The 18,119-nt window shown below is 37.3% G+C and carries 14 protein-coding genes; 8 read left to right on the top strand and 6 right to left on the bottom strand.

What is annotated here, in order from left to right; translation table 11 throughout:
• Nucleotides 1-122: 122 nt before the first annotated feature.
• The 5 genes from tyrS to HNR32_RS07850 all read right to left on the bottom strand — a co-directional run bounded on the left by tyrS (nt 123) and on the right by HNR32_RS07850 (nt 9,008).
• Nucleotides 123-1,340 carry a tyrosine--tRNA ligase gene (gene tyrS / locus HNR32_RS07870; RefSeq protein WP_183861415.1) on the bottom strand — a complete coding sequence of 406 codons (1,218 nt, stop codon included), beginning with the start codon at nt 1,338-1,340 and terminating at the stop codon, nt 123-125.
• 16 nt (nt 1,341-1,356) lie between these two features.
• Nucleotides 1,357-3,462 (bottom strand): transglycosylase domain-containing protein, encoded by a 2,106-nt coding sequence (locus tag HNR32_RS07865; protein WP_183861413.1) that lies wholly within the window; start codon nt 3,460-3,462, stop codon nt 1,357-1,359.
• 234 nt (nt 3,463-3,696) lie between these two features.
• Nucleotides 3,697-6,072, bottom strand: a complete 2,376-nt coding sequence (locus HNR32_RS07860; protein WP_183861410.1) for an endonuclease MutS2 — start codon at nt 6,070-6,072, stop codon at nt 3,697-3,699.
• Between the two features lie 10 nt (nt 6,073-6,082).
• A complete protein-coding gene (locus tag HNR32_RS07855; protein ID WP_183861408.1) occupies nt 6,083-8,602 on the bottom strand; it encodes a U32 family peptidase in 2,520 nt (839 codons plus the stop codon).
• Between the two features lie 163 nt (nt 8,603-8,765).
• The gene (locus HNR32_RS07850; protein WP_183861406.1) at nt 8,766-9,008 is read right to left on the bottom strand and encodes a cell division protein ZapA; all 243 of its coding nucleotides are present in this window, start codon (nt 9,006-9,008) and stop codon (nt 8,766-8,768) included.
• Nucleotides 9,009-9,226: 218 nt separating this feature from the next.
• Here HNR32_RS07850 and HNR32_RS07845 point away from each other — a divergent pair, with 218 nt between their 5' ends.
• From HNR32_RS07845 to HNR32_RS07825, 5 genes are all read left to right on the top strand, one after another.
• Complete coding sequence (locus tag HNR32_RS07845) at nt 9,227-10,855, top strand: DUF4127 family protein (RefSeq protein WP_183861404.1); 1,629 nt, start codon at nt 9,227-9,229, stop codon at nt 10,853-10,855.
• Nucleotides 10,856-11,139: 284 nt separating this feature from the next.
• A complete protein-coding gene (locus HNR32_RS07840; protein WP_183861402.1) occupies nt 11,140-11,343 on the top strand; it encodes a 4Fe-4S binding protein in 204 nt (67 codons plus the stop codon).
• Complete coding sequence (locus HNR32_RS07835; protein ID WP_183861400.1) at nt 11,340-12,485, top strand: 2-oxoacid:acceptor oxidoreductase subunit alpha; 1,146 nt, start codon at nt 11,340-11,342, stop codon at nt 12,483-12,485. The genes HNR32_RS07840 and HNR32_RS07835 overlap by 4 nt, the downstream gene beginning before the upstream one ends.
• 1 nt (nt 12,486) lies before the next feature.
• Complete coding sequence (locus HNR32_RS07830; RefSeq protein WP_183861398.1) at nt 12,487-13,311, top strand: thiamine pyrophosphate-dependent enzyme; 825 nt, start codon at nt 12,487-12,489, stop codon at nt 13,309-13,311.
• A complete protein-coding gene (locus tag HNR32_RS07825) occupies nt 13,308-13,832 on the top strand; it encodes a 2-oxoacid:acceptor oxidoreductase family protein (RefSeq protein ID WP_183861523.1) in 525 nt (174 codons plus the stop codon). Before HNR32_RS07830 ends, HNR32_RS07825 begins: the two co-directional genes overlap by 4 nt.
• A gap of 45 nt (nt 13,833-13,877) precedes the next feature.
• On the opposite strand, the gene eam is transcribed toward HNR32_RS07825, so the two are convergent.
• On the bottom strand, nt 13,878-15,131 hold the full coding sequence (eam, locus tag HNR32_RS07820; protein WP_183861397.1) for a glutamate 2,3-aminomutase: 1,254 nt from the start codon (nt 15,129-15,131) through the stop codon (nt 13,878-13,880).
• A gap of 261 nt (nt 15,132-15,392) precedes the next feature.
• Here eam and HNR32_RS07815 point away from each other — a divergent pair, with 261 nt between their 5' ends.
• The 3 genes from HNR32_RS07815 to ftsW are packed head-to-tail and all read left to right on the top strand — an operon-like array spanning nt 15,393 to nt 17,980.
• A complete protein-coding gene (locus HNR32_RS07815) occupies nt 15,393-16,076 on the top strand; it encodes a uracil-DNA glycosylase (protein ID WP_183861395.1) in 684 nt (227 codons plus the stop codon).
• Nucleotides 16,077-16,127: 51 nt separating this feature from the next.
• Nucleotides 16,128-16,781: a tRNA (guanosine(46)-N7)-methyltransferase TrmB gene (gene trmB / locus HNR32_RS07810; protein ID WP_183861393.1), complete on the top strand. Its 654-nt coding sequence runs from the start codon at nt 16,128-16,130 to the stop codon at nt 16,779-16,781.
• The gene (ftsW, locus tag HNR32_RS07805; RefSeq protein ID WP_183861391.1) at nt 16,778-17,980 is read left to right on the top strand and encodes a putative lipid II flippase FtsW; all 1,203 of its coding nucleotides are present in this window, start codon (nt 16,778-16,780) and stop codon (nt 17,978-17,980) included. Before trmB ends, ftsW begins: the two co-directional genes overlap by 4 nt.
• Nucleotides 17,981-18,119: the final 139 nt, after the last annotated feature.

The raw sequence follows: 18,119 nt of genomic DNA, 5'->3' as shown, positions 1-18,119 counted from the left end.
TTACACCTCATATATTATTAATTATAGTTTTATCCGAATTAATAATGATTTTGCTCATTTTATCTGTAAAATCCGGATAAGATGATTAGGCCTATATTGTTATCTATAGACCTAATCAAACTTTATTGTAAAATTAGACGATAATATTTTTTCTTGCCCTTTTTTATCATGCAGGAATTATCAATGAAATCTTCACATGATAATATTTTGTCAATATCGTTTAATTTTTCATCGTTTATAGATAAACCGTTTTGCTGGATTAAGCGTTTGCCCTCACCTTTGGAAGCAAATATTTTTTCTTGAACTAATATATCGATAATTTTACTGCCAATTGTATTGGAGGAAAGCTTAATAGTAGGTACATTATCAAGAACGCCGCTGCCGCTGAATAATGCCTCGGCGGCTTCTTTAGCTTTAATGGCTTCTTCTTCACCATGTACCATTTTGGTGACTTCAAAAGCCAATACCTTTTTCGCATCGTTAATTTCTTTATCCTTCAGACTGCCTAAACGGTTTACTTCCTCCATTGGCAGGAATGTCAATAGAGCTAAACATTTTTTTACATCAGCGTCACTGACGTTGCGCCAGTACTGATAAAAATCATAAGGAGAAGTCTTTTTCGGATCAAGCCATAGGGCGCCTTTGGCGGTTTTCCCCATTTTTTTGCCTTCACTGGTGGTAAGTAAAGTAAAAGTGAGGCCAAAAGCTGGTGTTTCATCTTTGCGGCGCAGTAATTCTACTCCGGCGATAATATTTGACCACTGATCATCACCGCCCATTTCCATTTTACAATTATAACGATGATTTAATTCCATGAAATCGTAGGCCTGCATTATCATGTAATTGAATTCAAGAAAAGTGAGTCCCTTTTCCATACGCTGTTTATAGCATTCGGCGGTAAGCATTCTGTTTACAGAAAAATGTGGTCCGACATCGCGCAATAAATTAATATAATTTAATTTGTGCAGCCATTCACCATTATTTACCATTAATGCTTTATCATCGGTAAAATCAATAAAGCGTTGCATCTGTTTTTTGAAGCAGTTGCAATTATGCTCAATCATTTCATCAGTAAGCATTTGGCGCATGTCAGTACGACCGGAAGGATCGCCAACTGTTGCGGTACCACCACCAATTAGACAGATAGGGCGATGACCGGCACGCTGCATATGCGCCATTACCATCATTCCTAAGAAATGACCGACGTGAAGGCTGTCGGCTGTAGGGTCAAAGCCAATGTAAAATGAGATCTTTTCTTCAGCTAATAATTTGCGAATTTCTTCTTCGTGTGTAACTTGGGCTATATAGCCGCGTTCTTTCAGTGTATCATATATATTCAAGGCAAGGCCTCCTAATTTAGTTTGCACCTTTTCCCATTTGCATACCCGGTTGAGGTTGGCGGTCATTTGATGGTATTATAATTGGTTCGGGAGCAGGGGTGTTTGAGTCTGATTTATTATTGGCAGGTTTTTTATTATTGGGATTATTTTTATCTTTTTTATCGTCAGGTTTATTTTTGTCATCAGGTTTAGTTTTAGCAACAGTTGCTTTGTCGTAAGGCGTAGTCACTTGGGCTACGCTTCCAGAGGCAGATACACCAGCTGGTGCAGTGAAATTGCTTTTAGGCACGTTGGCTAATGACTTCATCATGAATTCCCTCCAGATGGAAGCAGGAGTAGTACCACCGTACATCCCTGGCATACGGGCATTATCATCACAGCCAACCCAGACAGCAGTAGCTAAATCAGGTGTGTAACCAACAAACCAGGCATTTTGATAATTATCAGTTGTACCGGTTTTGCCGGCAGCCGGGCGATTAATATTAGCACGTGTGCCTGTACCATGAGTAATTACATTTTCTAAAACATCAGTGATTAAATACGCACTGCGCTGGCTTATAGCCTGATATTTTTCCGGACTATGCTCGCTGATTATTTTGCCGTTGCGGTCAACGACTTTAATAATGGCAGTCGGTTTAATATATACACCATCATTGGAAAAAGCAGCGTAGGCAGCAGCCATATCCAGCGGCGTTACGCCACGGGTAAGCCCACCAATAGCACTGGCCAGATTGCGGTCACTTACGGCTCCATCGGTAACTAATGTAGATATCCCTAATCTTTGTGCAGTTGATAATACTTTATCAACACCGAGAGAATAGGCCAACTTTATCGTAGGAACGTTTATGGAATGGGTAGCAATCTGCCTGATGTTTACAATACCACTGAAATTATGTTCATCATTTTGTGGTTCCCATGACCCTATTTTAATCGGACTGTCATCAACAAGTGTATCAGGACTCATACCGTTTTCAAAAGCAGTAGCAAAAACAAATGGTTTAAACGCGGATCCAGGTTGTCGTACAGCCATGGTAGCACGATTAAATTTATCATCGCCACGGCCGCCCACCATTGCTTTTATATAGCCGGTATGCGGATCAATTGAAATTAAGGCTCCTTGCGGTTGTTCCAGGCCATTGCCGTCCTTGCGATAATTAGGCAATTGCTTCATGGCTGTTTCAGCATTACGCTGCATATTTAAATCTAAAGTCGTGTAGATTTTTAAGCCTTCTTTATAGACTTTATCTGCACCATAAGTATCAATTAATTGCTGGGTAACATAATCAACAAAATATGAAGCAAGGCGATAATTTTCATTATGTTTTTTATTGTTTAAGTTTAAAGGCTCATTATTGGCTTGTTCAAACTGTGATTGTGTAATGTAGTTATGTTTTAGCATTTCTTCTAAAACAACAGTTTTTCTTTTTTTAGCAGCATCTAAATTATTAAGTGGTGAATAATAATTAGGACTGCGTGGAATGCCGGCAAGCATAGCACATTCTGATAAATCCAAATCAGAGGCATTTTTGCCAAAATATGTCTGGGCTGCCGACTGTACACCATAGGCGCCCTGACCAAAATAAATTTGATTGAGATACATTTCGAGGATTTCCTGCTTGGTGTATTTATGTTCCAGCTGTAAGGCTAGGAAAACTTCCTGAAATTTTCTTTTTAAAGTACGTTCTTGTGTCAAATAGGCATTTTTAGCCAGCTGTTGGGTAATAGTGCTGCCGCCTTCAGATATTTCATGATGGGTAATATTGGCCCATAGGGCACGTAAAATACCACGCGGGTCAATGCCAAAATGTTCATAGAACCTTGAATCTTCATTGGCAATAAAAGCATTTTGGATATCAATAGGTATTTTCGATAAAGGAATAGGTACACGGTTTTCTACAGCGTGGATATTAGTTATTAATTTACCATTTATATCATAGATTTGTGAAGATGCTGGTGGTGTAATATCGTGCAGCATATCCGGTTTAGTATTTAGTGTGGCAGTTAAAAAGCCACAGCCAACGCCAATTACCATAACTATCAGCACAATAAAAGAGACAAGAAATACTCTTGACCAACTACTGCTGGTAGAATGCTGCGGCGATTGTTTTTGTTGGGTGCTCATGCATATCCTCCTAGATGCAAGATTAAAAGCTATTAGATATTGAGTAGTAAATACTCGTTGTGATTATCCGCAAAATGTTGTTATTGGATTTGAGTATGGTTGTTAATAAAAGCATATTTATTGCTTTTATTAATTTTTTTATTTATGAAGTAGTAATTGTCGGATAAAATCATTTGCACAAGTATAATACCATAAATTTGCTGATGTTACCACTTTTAACAGGGGATAAACATGCTATTGTAATTGTACAACAGTTGCCCCACTGCCGCCTTCATTGATATCAGCCAGGGAAAAATCAAATACACTGCGATGGCTTTTTAGATATTCATGAATGCCTTTACGCAATGCACCAGTGCCTTTGCCATGAATTATAATTATTTGCTTTAGACCAGCCATTACAGCATCATCGATATATTTGCCAAGTATTTCTTCAGCTTCATCAACCATCATGCCGCGAATATCAATCTGACGACTTATATGGATGCTTTTATCTAATTGCGAGAAGGCTTTTTTAGCAGTATTGGCAGAAGATAAAGACTTAGTTTGCCCCTTTTTTATGAAAAGACATTTATTGGCTTTTACTGTTGTAGTTAATCCACCTAATAATAAAACGAGTTCCTGACCTTTTATTTCATGGACAACAGCCTGTTGTTGCAGTGTAGTCAATAAGACAGTATCACCTGTCCGCAGTGTTTTTAAGTCGATAGGACTGCCGCTTATTTGATTGTTATCAGTAGATAAATTATTAAATTTATCCAATTGATTTTGTAGTGACTGCCTGGCTGAATTCATGGCATTTTGTCGGTTTTTCTTGCCGGAGTCATTGTATTGAGCTTTTAAATCCTTGATTATTGTTTCAGCCTGACGACGTGTATCACGCAAAAGAGCAGCACATTCTTTTTGGGTGTTTTTTATCGTCTGTGATTTTTTCTTGGTGAGTTCTTGTTTTTGCTCACTTAAGCGACGTTCTAATGCATTTATGCGACGTTCTTTTTCAGCAATGGCAGCATTTTTTTGCTCATAAAGCAGTTTTTCAGTTTCTAAGGTATTTAAGACATTTTCGAAATTAGCATGGTCAGCGCGAATCAATTGTTTTGCTCGCAAAATTATTGATTCATCAAGGCCAAGCCGTGAACTGATAGAAAATGCGTTGCTGGCACCAGGAATACCAATTAGCAGGCGATAGGTAGGTCGCAGGGTTTTTATATCAAATTCGACACTGGCATTTTCAATATTATCATGGCTGTAGGCAAAGGTCTTTAATTCATTATAATGGGTAGTTGCAATGACAGAACTGTTTATTGCCATAAATTTTTCCAGGATAGCTATGGCTAGAGAAGCACCTTCTTCAGGGTCAGTACCAGAGCCTAATTCATCTAATAATATAAGGTCATTATTGTCGCTGTTTTTGAGGATATTGATAATATGAGTCATATGAGCAGAAAAGGTACTTAAATTTTGTTCAATACTTTGTTCATCACCAATATCAGCAAATATATTGTGGTAAAAAGCCAAACGTGAACCATCATTAGCTGGAATAAATAAGCCGGATTGAGCCATTGCTACTAAAATACCTAAGGTTTTAAGGCTGACTGTTTTACCACCGGTATTAGGGCCAGTAATTAATAGGGTCCGATAGTTTTCACCAATGCGTATGTCAATAGGAACAATGTTTTCAACATCGAGCAAAGGATGCCGGGCCGCTATTAAATCAGTGACGCCGTCTTCGTTTAAAATTGGCATAAATGCCCGCATGGAGTGAGCTAATTTAGCTTTAGCAAAAGTAAAGTCTAATTGAGCAAGATATAGACAGTTTTGTTGTAATACAGCCTCATTTTTAGCAATCTTTTCTGAAATGACTTTTAATATGCGATTAGTTTCACGCTGTTCATTTAAGCGATATTGCTTGATATCATTGTTTAAAGTCGCAATTGACATAGGCTCAATAAAAAGTGTTGAGCCGCTGGCCGATTGGTCATGGATAATGCCGGGAAACTGCTGACGATATTCCTGTTTTACTGGTATAACATAGCGGTCATCGCGTACTGTTACGATGTTTTCCTGGAAAAACTTTTGCAGCTCATTATTTTTTAAAATATTATCGATAGTAGATTTGATTCGGTTTTGTGAGGACTTTATATTACTGCGGATGCGCGCCAATTCATGGCTGGCAGTATCCTTGATACTGCCATATTCATCAATGATGTTATTTATATCTTTTTCTAATTGTCCCAGTATTTCAATGGATAAAGCCCATTCTTTTAAAATTATGGTATTGACAGGACAGTCTTTAAAAAAACGTTTTATATTGCGCATACCATACATAGTACTGGCAATATTTAATAAAGTGGGGGCATCGAGCAGGGTTCCCATAGCAGCTTTTTTTAAAGCTTGTCTGATATCAAAGATGCCGCCAAAGGGGGGCTCCGAAATTTCATTCAATATAGCATGGGCTTCTTTAGTTTGTTCTAAGCTGGAGCAGACGTCAGCATAATCAACTGCTGGCTGTAAATTTTGGGCTATTTCCTTGCCTTGGGCGGTATGGGCTTTTTCCATCAGCTTAGAAATTATTTTATTATATTGTAAGATTTTTAATGTTGCTTGTTCCATATATTCATCCTTAATCGTTGCTTAAAATGCCACGGAAAAAATGTCCGCGTGTAAAGTTACTGCCCTCAGCTTCTTCCAGCATATTATTATTTTGGAATAATTTATGGTATTTGCCTTTGGCTAATACCTCTTTATATAGTTTTACAATTTTATCGAGTTTATTGCAGTCCATATAGCGACCGTCAATGCGTAGGCGATCTATGCCGCTGGCTGATAAATCAGGCAGATGTGAGAGCATAACAAGTTCTCGGCCATTTAGAATATGCATATGGCAAAATTGGTCAGTTATAACCGGAAAATGTTCATTTTTCCGGTCTTTTAGGTAAAAATGATTGTTTTGGCAGGGGCGGCTGCATTTTCCCGAAGCGACATCACCAAGGAAGCTGCCTGGAATACAGTATTCGGAAACCATCAATTCAATATGGCCATGGACTATTACTTCCGTGGGCAGACAAGCCTGTGAGGTAATATTTTTAATTTGTTGTAGAGTGAGTTCTGGAGATAAAACAACACCGGAAATATCGAGATCTTTAACGACATTCAGGGAAATATTATTAAAAATATTTACGGAAAAATCGCTCCAAATAGGAATATTCATATCATATTGCTGGCAAAATCGCTGTACATCATGCAATTGACCTAAAGTATGCACATAAATACCGTCAATATTATCAACAGCGATATTATTTAATAATGTGTCAATATAATCCATTTGGTTTTGGCGTAAAATACGCGGCAGGCTGATATAGATGGCAGTAATATTATTATGGCATAAACTAATAGCTTTATTATAATCATTATTGGAAATAATCTGGCCGGTATATGAATCGCCACCAAATATAACTCCGCTGCAATTGTGTTTAACTGCTGCTGCAACTTTTTTTACCGTATCAACAGCGACAAATAATTGAGTGGGGGCTGTATGATTGTTTTTGTGTGTGAAAAAATCTTTTTTTATGTTTAATTTTTCAACAGTTGCTGGACGTTCAAAATTTTGTAATCGTTTGGCAAGAAGGGCTTCAATACCCTGACGACGCAATTCATTTAATACGCTCATTGGAACCATGACATTTTCACCAATAGAGCAGGTCAACTGGTGCAGGTTGTAGATGGTATTGCCAAGGCGAACCATTTGTTTCTGGACAGTGTCATAAGTAAGGGGACGTTTTAATGCTGCCTGGGCAATAAACTCAGAAGCTATGTCAACTGAAATATTATCATCATCAACCAGGGATAAATGTACGGGTTGATCAACTGATGCCTGTAATGTCATCTGCAGATTTATTTTGCGCACAGGGTCGCTGGTATTAAAATATGTTTTTGCTTTTTCGCTGAGGTTAATATCAAACACCTTAAAGACGCGGTCATGCTCATGGACATGTGCTGGCAGTTTTATTGTTACGATATCGTTTTTATGGGCACAGCTGACACTGTTTTTTCCCAGCTTAATATCAGCTACATTGGTTGTTACCCGTCCGCCAACTTTTACCCAAAAATCGATTTTATCACCGATAGATAAATCATCGGATAATTTTATTTGGGCAAGGTGCGTATTATAATCGTATTCCTGTACGCGTCCAATGAGCATACCGCGATTATTTGGTTTGCGATCGCTTATCATATTTTTGCCAGGGCGATTGGCTAAATAAGCTGTTGTAAAATCACGATTAAATATTTGTGATAATTCTTTATCAGTTTGTTCCTTATTATAAGTAACAGAAGTGTCATAATATGAATCTATTTTATTGCGGTAAGCATTTACCACAATGGCAACGTATTCGGGCTTTTTCATGCGGCCTTCTATTTTAAAGGAACTTACACCGGCTTTGATAAGTTCGGGAATCATATCGATAGTTTTCATATCGCGTGGACTTAAAAGGTATTGGCCCGCCTCGAATTCTTCTAATAAATCATTATCGTGTTCATCTACCAGGGTATAAGGAAGACGGCAGGGCTGGGCACAACGGCCGCGATTGCCGCTGCGTCCGCCAATCATGCTGCTCATCAGGCATTGACCAGAATAACATACGCAGATAGCACCATGAATAAATGTTTCAATTTCCAGACTGGTATTTTGGCAGATATATTCGATATCTTTTAGCGATACCTCACGTGCTAAAACGACACGGGTAAAATTTAATTTTTCCAGCATTTTTACACTGGACAGATTATTGACACTCATTTGTGTGCTGGCATGCAGCGGTAAATCAGGTACTATTTTTTGAGCAAGTTTAGCTACAGCTAAGTCCTGGACAATTATTGCATCTACACCAACGTTATACAGATAGATAAGATAATCGGCAAGTGCCGGCAGTTCATTATTGTCAATTAATGTATTTACAGTTACATGTATGGCAACATTGCGTAAATGGGCATATTCAACAGCTTCCTGTAATTTTTCTTCATCAAAATTATCAGCGAAAGCGCGGGCCCCAAAATTTTTTCCAGCCAGATATATGGCGTTGGCGCCACTTTCTACAGCGGCTTTAAAAGACTGCCATGTTCCTGCTGGGGCTAGTAATTCAACCAAAAAAATACCTCCAAATATTATGTAATAATTATATATAGTTTATTACATTTGTTTACAATAAAATAAACGGTATGGAAAAACCACACCGCTTTAGTACTTAATAAAACTTATTTAGCTGATGCTGGACACTGCTGAGTAAACAACAGTCATACATAGTTCAAAATTATTTATTATCTAAAAAGCGCACTAATTCATCATAGTCTTTTTTCATTTGAAAATAATCATCAGCGATGTGCAAGGCAGTTAAAACACCAATACGCTGTGCTGGTAAGTATTGATTTTTTTTAACGAGTTCATTCATTTTAGCGTCAACTATTGCAGCGAGTTTTTTCATATATTCAATATCCACATCGCCTTTTAGCGGGTATTGCTCACCATAAATATCTATTGTTAATTTATTTTCCATAAATATCACCTGTAAAATATGCGATTTACCTGCTTTGATTTTATCAAAAGATAGGTAAATATGCAAGAATAAAGGGAAAACAAAAGAGTTTTTAATTGACATATTTTACTATTTATTTGTAATATAAAACATATAAACTACAAAAATAAACAAAAAGGTAAAGAAATATATTGTATAAGAGAATTTTATTTTTTATTATATTGGCAATAAGTATATGTGTGGCAATAAATCAATATCATCAGAGAAATAATGGTAATGATACTATAAAAATAAAGCAGCACTATACAAAAAAAATATTATTGATACCGCTGGACAGCAGGCCGCCTTGCGGAAAATTTGTCATTGATGCCGGCAGGCTTGTAAATATAAAAGTAATTGTACCGCCAACTAAAATTATGGATTATTATACTAAGGCCGGAAAGCCGGAAAAATTATGTGTATGGCTGCAAACAAACGCAGCGGCATATGATGGTGTGATTATATCTATAGATCAAATGCTATATGGCGGTTTACTGGCATCAAGGCGGCCTGGCCCAGTAAGCAAAGACTTTGGCGAGAGTTCCCTATGGCATACATTAGAGTCGCTGCATAAGGAAAATCCCCAACTGCCCATATATGCCTTTAATATACTTCCACGTTTGACACCGCCGCCTAATATTGATTCACCACGGGAAATAAAAAACATTATGGAATATTCTCGTCTGGTAGATAAATGGGAAATTTATCGGAGAATAGATGATTTTAATAAATTACAGCGACTAAAAAAACATATTACAGATAAAAATTTGCGACAGTATTTGCTGCTATTTGACAAAAATTTATTATTGAACAAACATTTAATTATGCTTAGCCAAAAAAATATAATAACAAGATTAATAATCGGGCAGGATGATGGTGAAAAATATGGGATTCCTAATAAAGAAAGACGGGAATTGCAGGCATATATTAATAGAAATAAATTAGCGGATAAAGTAATGATAACGCATGGGGCTGATGAAGTAGCTATGTCGTTATTATTTAATGTAATACAGGAAGATAAAGGTTACAGACCAAAGGTTTTTGTAGCATATAATGATGAAAATACTCCTAAAATAATATTGCCGTATATGGCAGCTGCAATAAAAGATACAGTACAGGATAAATTAAATTTAGCAGGGGCTAGACAGGTATCCTCTGAACAACAGGCTGATTTTATATTATATCTGCATATTGGAACGACAAAAAATTTATCAACACGACAATATTCAGCAGAAAAAATAGAAAAATGGCTGGCGGCTGGAGAAAATGTTGCTGTAGTAGATTTAAGCCAGCATTTTCGTGCTGACGAAACAGTATTGCCATTACTGATAGCAAAAGGTACTGCTATTAATAACTTAATAGCATATGATGGCTGGAATACAGCCAGTAATTCCATAGGAACAGCAATAGCACAAGCCTCATTATATACATTGGCACAAAGAAATATCGTTACTGAGCAGCAAGCTCATACCTTAATCTTTAATAATTTAACGATATTATATGACCATTTTTTCGAAGATTATTTTTATCTTAAAGGGACGATTGATGCTGTAAACAACAGTTTGCGTCATGCGGGAATTTCTAATGTTAATGATTTAAATATGAATAATAATTATAAATGGGCTAATTTGATGCTTAATAATTCATTGCAGAAACAGCTGGCTGATTTTTCAGTCAGCAAATCAGTGCAGACACCTATTGAGATAAGAACTAAAACGGGCAGTGAAAAGATAAAACTGACCAATATGCAGGTGAATGCGTTTTTCCCGTGGCCACGCACTTTTGAGATATATACAGATGTTAAATTTACGTTAAATAGAGCCAATTAAATAAAAAAAAATGACAATGTAATATATATATTGTTTATATAGTCTTGTCAAAAAGAACAAAATTCTTTATAATATAAGCTATGTCATTTGGACATAGCTTATATTATAATTTGATATTGTTTTGCTATAGTGTTACTACAATCTGGGGGTAGTTGGCAGATTGATGAATAAATATAAAAAAAGTAAAAAAATACAATTATTTAAATATAGCTGATGTATTTTGCTTTTTTATTATATATTGAAGGTACAATCATATACATAGCAGTGAGTTGAGGGGGAGCTTTATGAAGGCAGAAATTTTTCTAAAATCAGAACGTTGTAAAGGCTGCGGTATTTGTGTAGCATTTTGTCCCAAAAAAGTATTGGCAATAGATGCATTGGGGCGTTGCAGTATAGTAAATCCCGATGAATGTATAGCTTGTGGACAATGTGAGCTGCGCTGTCCTGATTATGCAATTTTTGTTGATAAAAAGAAGGTGGCAAAATGACGGATATGAAATTAATGCAGGGAAATGAAGCTTGTGCTGCTGGAGCAATTGCAGCTGGAGTAAGATTTTTTGGCGGTTATCCGATAACACCGTCAACAGAAATAGCTGAGACTATGGCTAAGGATTTACCGGCAGTTGGCGGACATTTTATTCAGATGGAAGATGAAATTGGAGGAATGGGTGTAGTGCTTGGTGCCGCTTTAGCCGGTCAAAAAGTGTTGACGGCAACTTCCGGTCCGGGTTTTTCACTTAAACAGGAATTGATTGGCTATGCTGCCTGTGCGGAGATACCAGTAGTTATTGTTGATGTACAGCGGGTAGGCCCTTCTACCGGACAGCCTACATCACCTTCACAAGGAGATGTAATGCAGGCCAGATGGGGGACACATGGTGACCATCCAATGATAGTATTATCACCATGGAGTGTGCGTGAAACATTTGATGCTACAGTTATGGCAGTAAATTATGCTGAACGGTTTCGTACGCCGGTAATATTACTGATGGATGAGATTGTGGGACATCTGCGTGAAAATGTACAGCTGCCAGAGCAGGAAAAAATAGATGTTTATACGCGCCGTCAGCCGACCAAGACAAGGGAACAGGGATATCAGCCATATAAGCCGGAAGCCGATCTTGTGCCTAATCCGGCTGCTTTTGGGACAGGGTATCGCATTCATGTGACTGGTTTAGTGCATGATTATACAGGCTTTCCTTCCGGCAGTCCGGCTGTAACTGAAGAATTTATCGACAGGCTACATAAAAAAATTGCTATAGCACAGGATGAAATAACGCATTATGATGAATTTTTTATGGAAGATGCTGAATATGCAGTGGTCTCATATGGCGGTGTAGCTCGTACAGCCTATGAAGCTGTACAACAGGCACGCAGGCAGGGGATAAAAGTCGGCATGGTTCGTTTGATGACAATATGGCCATTTGCCGATAAAGTAATTGAAAAAATTGCGGGAAAAGTAAAATCAATATTAGTGCCAGAATTAAATTATGGACAGTTAGTCAATGAAATAAAAAGGGCAGCTAATGGACAATGTGAAGTAAAACTATTAGCAAAATATAATACAGAAATTTTTACTCCGGAAGAAATTTTGTCAGAAATAGAAAAGCTACAAGGAGGCAGTAAATAATATGGAAGATCGCATTTATGAAAAATATTTTCGTCAGCATCGTCTGCCTCATATCTGGTGCCCTGGCTGTGGCAATGGCATAGTAATGAAGGCAATTGTTGAGGCTGTAGAAAAACAAAAACTAAATCGTGATAATACTGTTATTGTATCGGGGATTGGCTGTTCATCGCGTGCCTCTGGGTATATGGATTTTGATACGCTGCATACGGCACATGGGCGGGCTATTCCCTTTGCTACGGGAATAAAACTGGCTAATCCAAAGCTTAATGTCATAGTTATAACTGGTGATGGAGATTGTACAGCCATTGGTGGTAATCATTTTATTCATGGAGCACGTCGTAATGTTGATCTAACAGTAGTACTTTTTAACAACAGTATTTATGGGATGACTGGCGGGCAGGCATCGCCGATGACACCTGTTCATAAAAAAGCAACAACGGCACCTTATGGCAGTGTTGACCGTCCATTTGATGCCTGCCATTTGGCTGAAGCTGCCGGAGCGGCATATGTAGCACGCAGTACGGCTTTTCATGTGCAGCATTTGACAGATATGATTGCTGGCGGTATTGCCCGCGATGGTTTTTCTTTCATTGAAGCTGTGGTACAATGCCCAACTGCTTATGGAAGAAAAAATAAGATGGCTGATCCGGCACAAATGATGATGTGGATGCGCGATAATGCGGTAATGAAAGCAGCTTGGGACAAATTACCAACGGACAAAAGAGATGAAAAATTCCCAATAGGTGTATTTTATCAGCATGAATTCACTGAATATGGCAAGGCTTATAATGAGGTTATAGAAATGGCGCAGGGAGGAAAAAAATAATGAAACAGTTGCGATTGTCGGGCTCGGGCGGACAAGGTGTTATTACAGCGGCTATTATTTTTGCTGAGGCTGCTATGAATGAAGGAAAACAGGTAGTGCAGTCGCAGTCATATGGTCCTGAGGCTCGCGGCGGTGCTTCTAAAGCTGAAATTGTTATCTCAGATGAAAAAATATATCATCCTAAAATTGTCAGTCCTGATATTGTTTTGTCATTGACGCAAAAGGCAGCTGATAAATATTATAAAGGGCTTGATCAAAATAATGGTTTGCTGGTTGTAGATGAAGATCTTGTGCCTAATATACCGGATTTTCCTAATGTAGTTAAAGTACCAGTGACGCGTATTGCTGCTGAAAAAGTTGGAAAGATGTTGTTTACTAATATTGTGGCATTAGGTGTATTGGTTAAGTTATCACAGCTTATTTCGCTGGAAAGTGCCAAAAAAGCTGTGGAAAAACGTGTGCCGCCGCATACTATTGAACAGAATATGAAAGCACTGCAATTAGGCTATGATGCAGTTTAAACTTATAAATATAAAAACGACAGGAATTTCCTGTCGTTTTTATATTTACGTTTCATATTCGATGATGCGGTCTTCCCAGGTACGCAGATGTAGTTTTCCATCTTTCTTGTTCATAATATACTGGGGAAGTAATGGTATTTTTCCGTAACCATTAGGAGCATTGACAATATAAGATGGAATTGCTAGCCCCGATGTATAGCCACGTAGATATTTCATTATTTCCAAGCCTTTATCAATAGACGTGACAAAATGCAGCGTGCCCTCAACGGCCTTGGCATGGAATAAATAATAAGGGCGGATGCGAATTTTTAAAAGTTCCTGATTTAATTTTTTTATGATATTGGGATCATCGTTTATGCCTTTTAATAAAACTGATTGATTGCCTAGGATGACACCAGCAGCTACCAGCTTATCGGCGGCTTTTTTACTGGACGGTGTTATTTCATGCGGATGATTAAATTGTGTATTGAGATAGATGGGAGTATGTTTTTTTAAAATTGTACATAAGTCATCTGTTATTCGCTGCGGCATGGTGACAAGTGTTCTGGTACCAAGACGTTTTATTTCAACATGAGGTATACTATCAAGTTCGGTTAAAATCCAATCAATCATATTATCATTTAATAATAGCGCATCGCCGCCAGTTATTAATACATCACGTATTTCTGGGTTGGCACGGATGTAGTCTAAAGCAGCTTTGATGTCATCAGTGGCAGCTTGGTTATCGGTTTCACCGATATTGCGCCGTCTTTGGCAATGGCGGCAATACATGGCACATTGGTTTGTAACATTTATTATTAAACGGTCAGGGTAGCGTCTGGTTATACAGGGTGCAGGTGAAGTGTATTCTTCAGCCATAGGATCTTTTATGCCGCTGTGAGCAGCTTCAAGAATTGTAGGAATACTCTGCATTTTTATGGGATCAAGAGGATTATGTTCATCTATTAAACATAAATAATATGGCGAAATAGCCCAACGGAAGGTATTTTCTATTCTTTTTATTTCATCATAAATTTCTTGAGGAAAATTTATTAAGGCTTTTAAGGCATTTATGTTATCAATGCGATGTGCCACTTGCCAATGCCAATCCTGCCAATCGTTTTCAGAGGCCTTGAAATATTTTAGAATAAGGGATTTTTTCGTCTGAAAATTTTCACTGAGGTCAAAACCCGTCAGAATTAAATTTTTTTGCTGCATATAATTTTTGATTTTGTTTTTTAAAACAAAGGCTCTTTGCAGCGATATTTCTCGTTTTTCTTCCTTGGTTGATGCAGGGACAGTTTTATCGTGAATGCTCATAATTAGTACAGTCCTTTCTTATTACAATAATAGGGTTGTAAAATTAAAATATATATAAACTATGTAAAATAGTATATAGCATTAAATAAAATTATATACATGTATATAATAGCATATTTTGAGAAAAAAATAAATATTTTAATTTTTTAAGATAATATAGAAAAAATAAAAGCAATAAAGTCACAAGAAACTTATTGTTACAATTTTTCTGCTTTTATATTATAATAGTAATGACTAAAATATGCTGTAGAGGGTTGTTATATGGAAATTTTTAAGAATGATTGGAATGAATATCTTGATGCACAATTGCATGAAGATTATTATATAAAACTGCGAGAATTTTTAAAGGAAGAATATCATAGTAAAAAAATATATCCAAGTATGTATGATATTTTTAATGCTTTACATTATACAAGCTATCATGAATGTAAAGTGGTTATTTTGGGTCAGGATCCTTATCATGGACCAGGACAGGCCCATGGTTTAAGTTTTTCGGTAAAACCAGGGATAAAAACACCGCCGTCACTGCAAAATATTTTTAAGGAATTGCATGAAGATTTAGGCTGCAGGATTCCTAATAATGGCTGTTTACAAAAATGGGCACAGCAAGGGGTATTACTTTTAAATACGGTACTAACTGTGCGAGAACATCAGGCTAATTCGCATAAAGGTATAGGCTGGGAACGATTTACGGACAAAGTAATTTCTGTTTTAAATGAACGGGAAAAACCATTGGCATTTATACTGTGGGGGGCACCAGCCCGCCGTAAAAAAGATATGATAACAAATCCGGCGCATTTTATTGTGGAATCACCACATCCTAGTCCCTTATCGGCTTTTCATGGATTTTTTGGCAGTAAGCCGTTTTCTAAAGTTAATAAGTTCTTGCTAAGTGCAGGTCAAGAGCCTATTGATTGGCAAATTAATGATTTACCTGATGCGTAAACCATTATATAATATATTTTTAAAGGAAAATAATATGTTGGAGGAAAAGTTTTGCGATTACGTAGAAAACCGTGGATAGATGAGGCTATCCTAGATTTTAAAGATTTTGTATATACTAAGGATGGGTTTGATGCCGCTGATTTAAAAGGAAATTGGGCGAAGATATTTGCCAATAATGCACCACTTTATGTGGAACTTGGTACCGGTAAAGGTGATTTTATAAGCCAGGCAGCAGCTAAACATCCTGAAATAAATTTTTTGGGACTGGAATTACAGCAGGATATTATTTATCATGCTGCACAAAAAATTAAAGAAGCGCAGCTGCCAAATGTGCGTTTGGCAGTGTTTGATATAAATCATATTGAAGAGTTATTGGATAAAGCCGAAGTACATAGATTTTATATTAATTTTTGTGATCCTTGGCCAAAGGCCAGACATGCCAAAAGGCGCCTTACCCATACAGGGTTTTTGCAAAAATATCGCGGTCTTTTAATTGATGGTGGAGAACTGTTTTTTAAGACGGATAACAGGCCATTATTTGATTTTTCTTTGGAACAATTCGAAGAAGCTGGTTGTGCTACTAAAAGCATAACTTATGATTTGCATAAAAATGGCTGCGAACGGGAAGATTTTATGACAGAATACGAACGTAAATTTAGTGCGTTTGGCGAAAAAATTAATCGTTGTGAGGTTACATTTCCTTGAATACATTGATAAAAAAGGAACTGCCAGCAAAGAGAAAATTTTGGCTTAATGATATGGAAGCCATAGTGATTATAATGATCTTGCTTGTAATTATTGGTACTATAAATATCTTTAGTGCCAGCTTTGTAACGGCAGAGATGACATTTAAAAATCCATATTTTTTTCTAACACGGCACTTGATTAGTATAGTGATAGGATTAGCAGCGTTTTTTATTGCAACTAATTTCGATTACCATAGACTAAGAGCAGCAGTTCCTTTTTTAATGGCATTTACATTAGTTGCTTTGGTTGTTGTTTTAATTACCGGGGTTAGTGTAAATGGGGCAAAACGTTGGATAGGCATAGGATCCATGCAATTTCAGCCATCAGAGATTGCCAAGATTGTTGGTATTGTTATGTCCGCGTCTTTTTTGGGAGCCAAGATTGATGCTGATAAAATTATAACACCGTTTAATCGTACGTTGCTTATAGTCTTGATTATGGCAGCATTAGTCGAAGTGGAGCCTGATATGGGAACGGCAGTGTTAGTTGCGGGGATTCCGATATTAATGTATGTAGTAGCAGGCATGAATGTTCGCTGGATTGGCTATTGCGGTATAGCAGTAGCTTTAGTGGCAGCATTTATGATAACAATTCAGCCGTATCGTATGGAAAGATTAAAGAGCTGGTATGATCCCTGGTCACAATCGCAGGGCGTTGGGTACCAAACTGTCCAATCCTTATCAGCGATAGGTTCAGGTGGCTTATGGGGAATGGGACTGGGCAAGGGTGTTAGTAAATATTCTTATTTGCCGGAAGCGCATACTGATTTTGCATTTGCTGTATTTAGTCAGGAAAATGGTTTAATTGCGGTTCTAGTTGTTTTTGTTTTATATATGACATTAGCTATATACTGCGCTAATATAGCTCGGCGGGCTCACGATGGTTTTGGCAAGATGATGGCTTGCGGCATAATGCTCTTAACAGTAGGGCAGGCAGCAGCAAATATGGCAATGATAATAGGTCTATTACCGGTAGTGGGTGTACCTTTGCCTTTTATAAGTTATGGTGGGACTTCTTTGATTTTAAATATGGCCAGTATTGGGGTTTTAATAAACATTGGCCGTTATGCGGCCTATAAAGCAGCTAAAGAGAAAAACACAATAGCAGGTGGGATGATAACAATAAAAACTAATCAACGCCTGCGGCGCCTAAAATAAAAAGGGGCTGTGAAATAACGCCCTGATAATTAAAAAAGAGGTTTGTTAGCTCAGAAGAGCTGATGGACCTCTTTTTGTGGTAAAATTTTACGTACCAATGAAAAACATTACCCCTAATCATTTTAAAGTAAAACAGGCA

This window comes from Pectinatus brassicae (assembly GCF_014201835.1).
In the GTDB taxonomy this organism is placed as follows: Bacteria; Bacillota; Negativicutes; order Selenomonadales; family Selenomonadaceae; genus Pectinatus; species Pectinatus brassicae.
The sequence above is the reverse complement of the archived record's forward strand: the minus strand, read 5'-3'. Positions and strand labels throughout refer to the sequence as shown.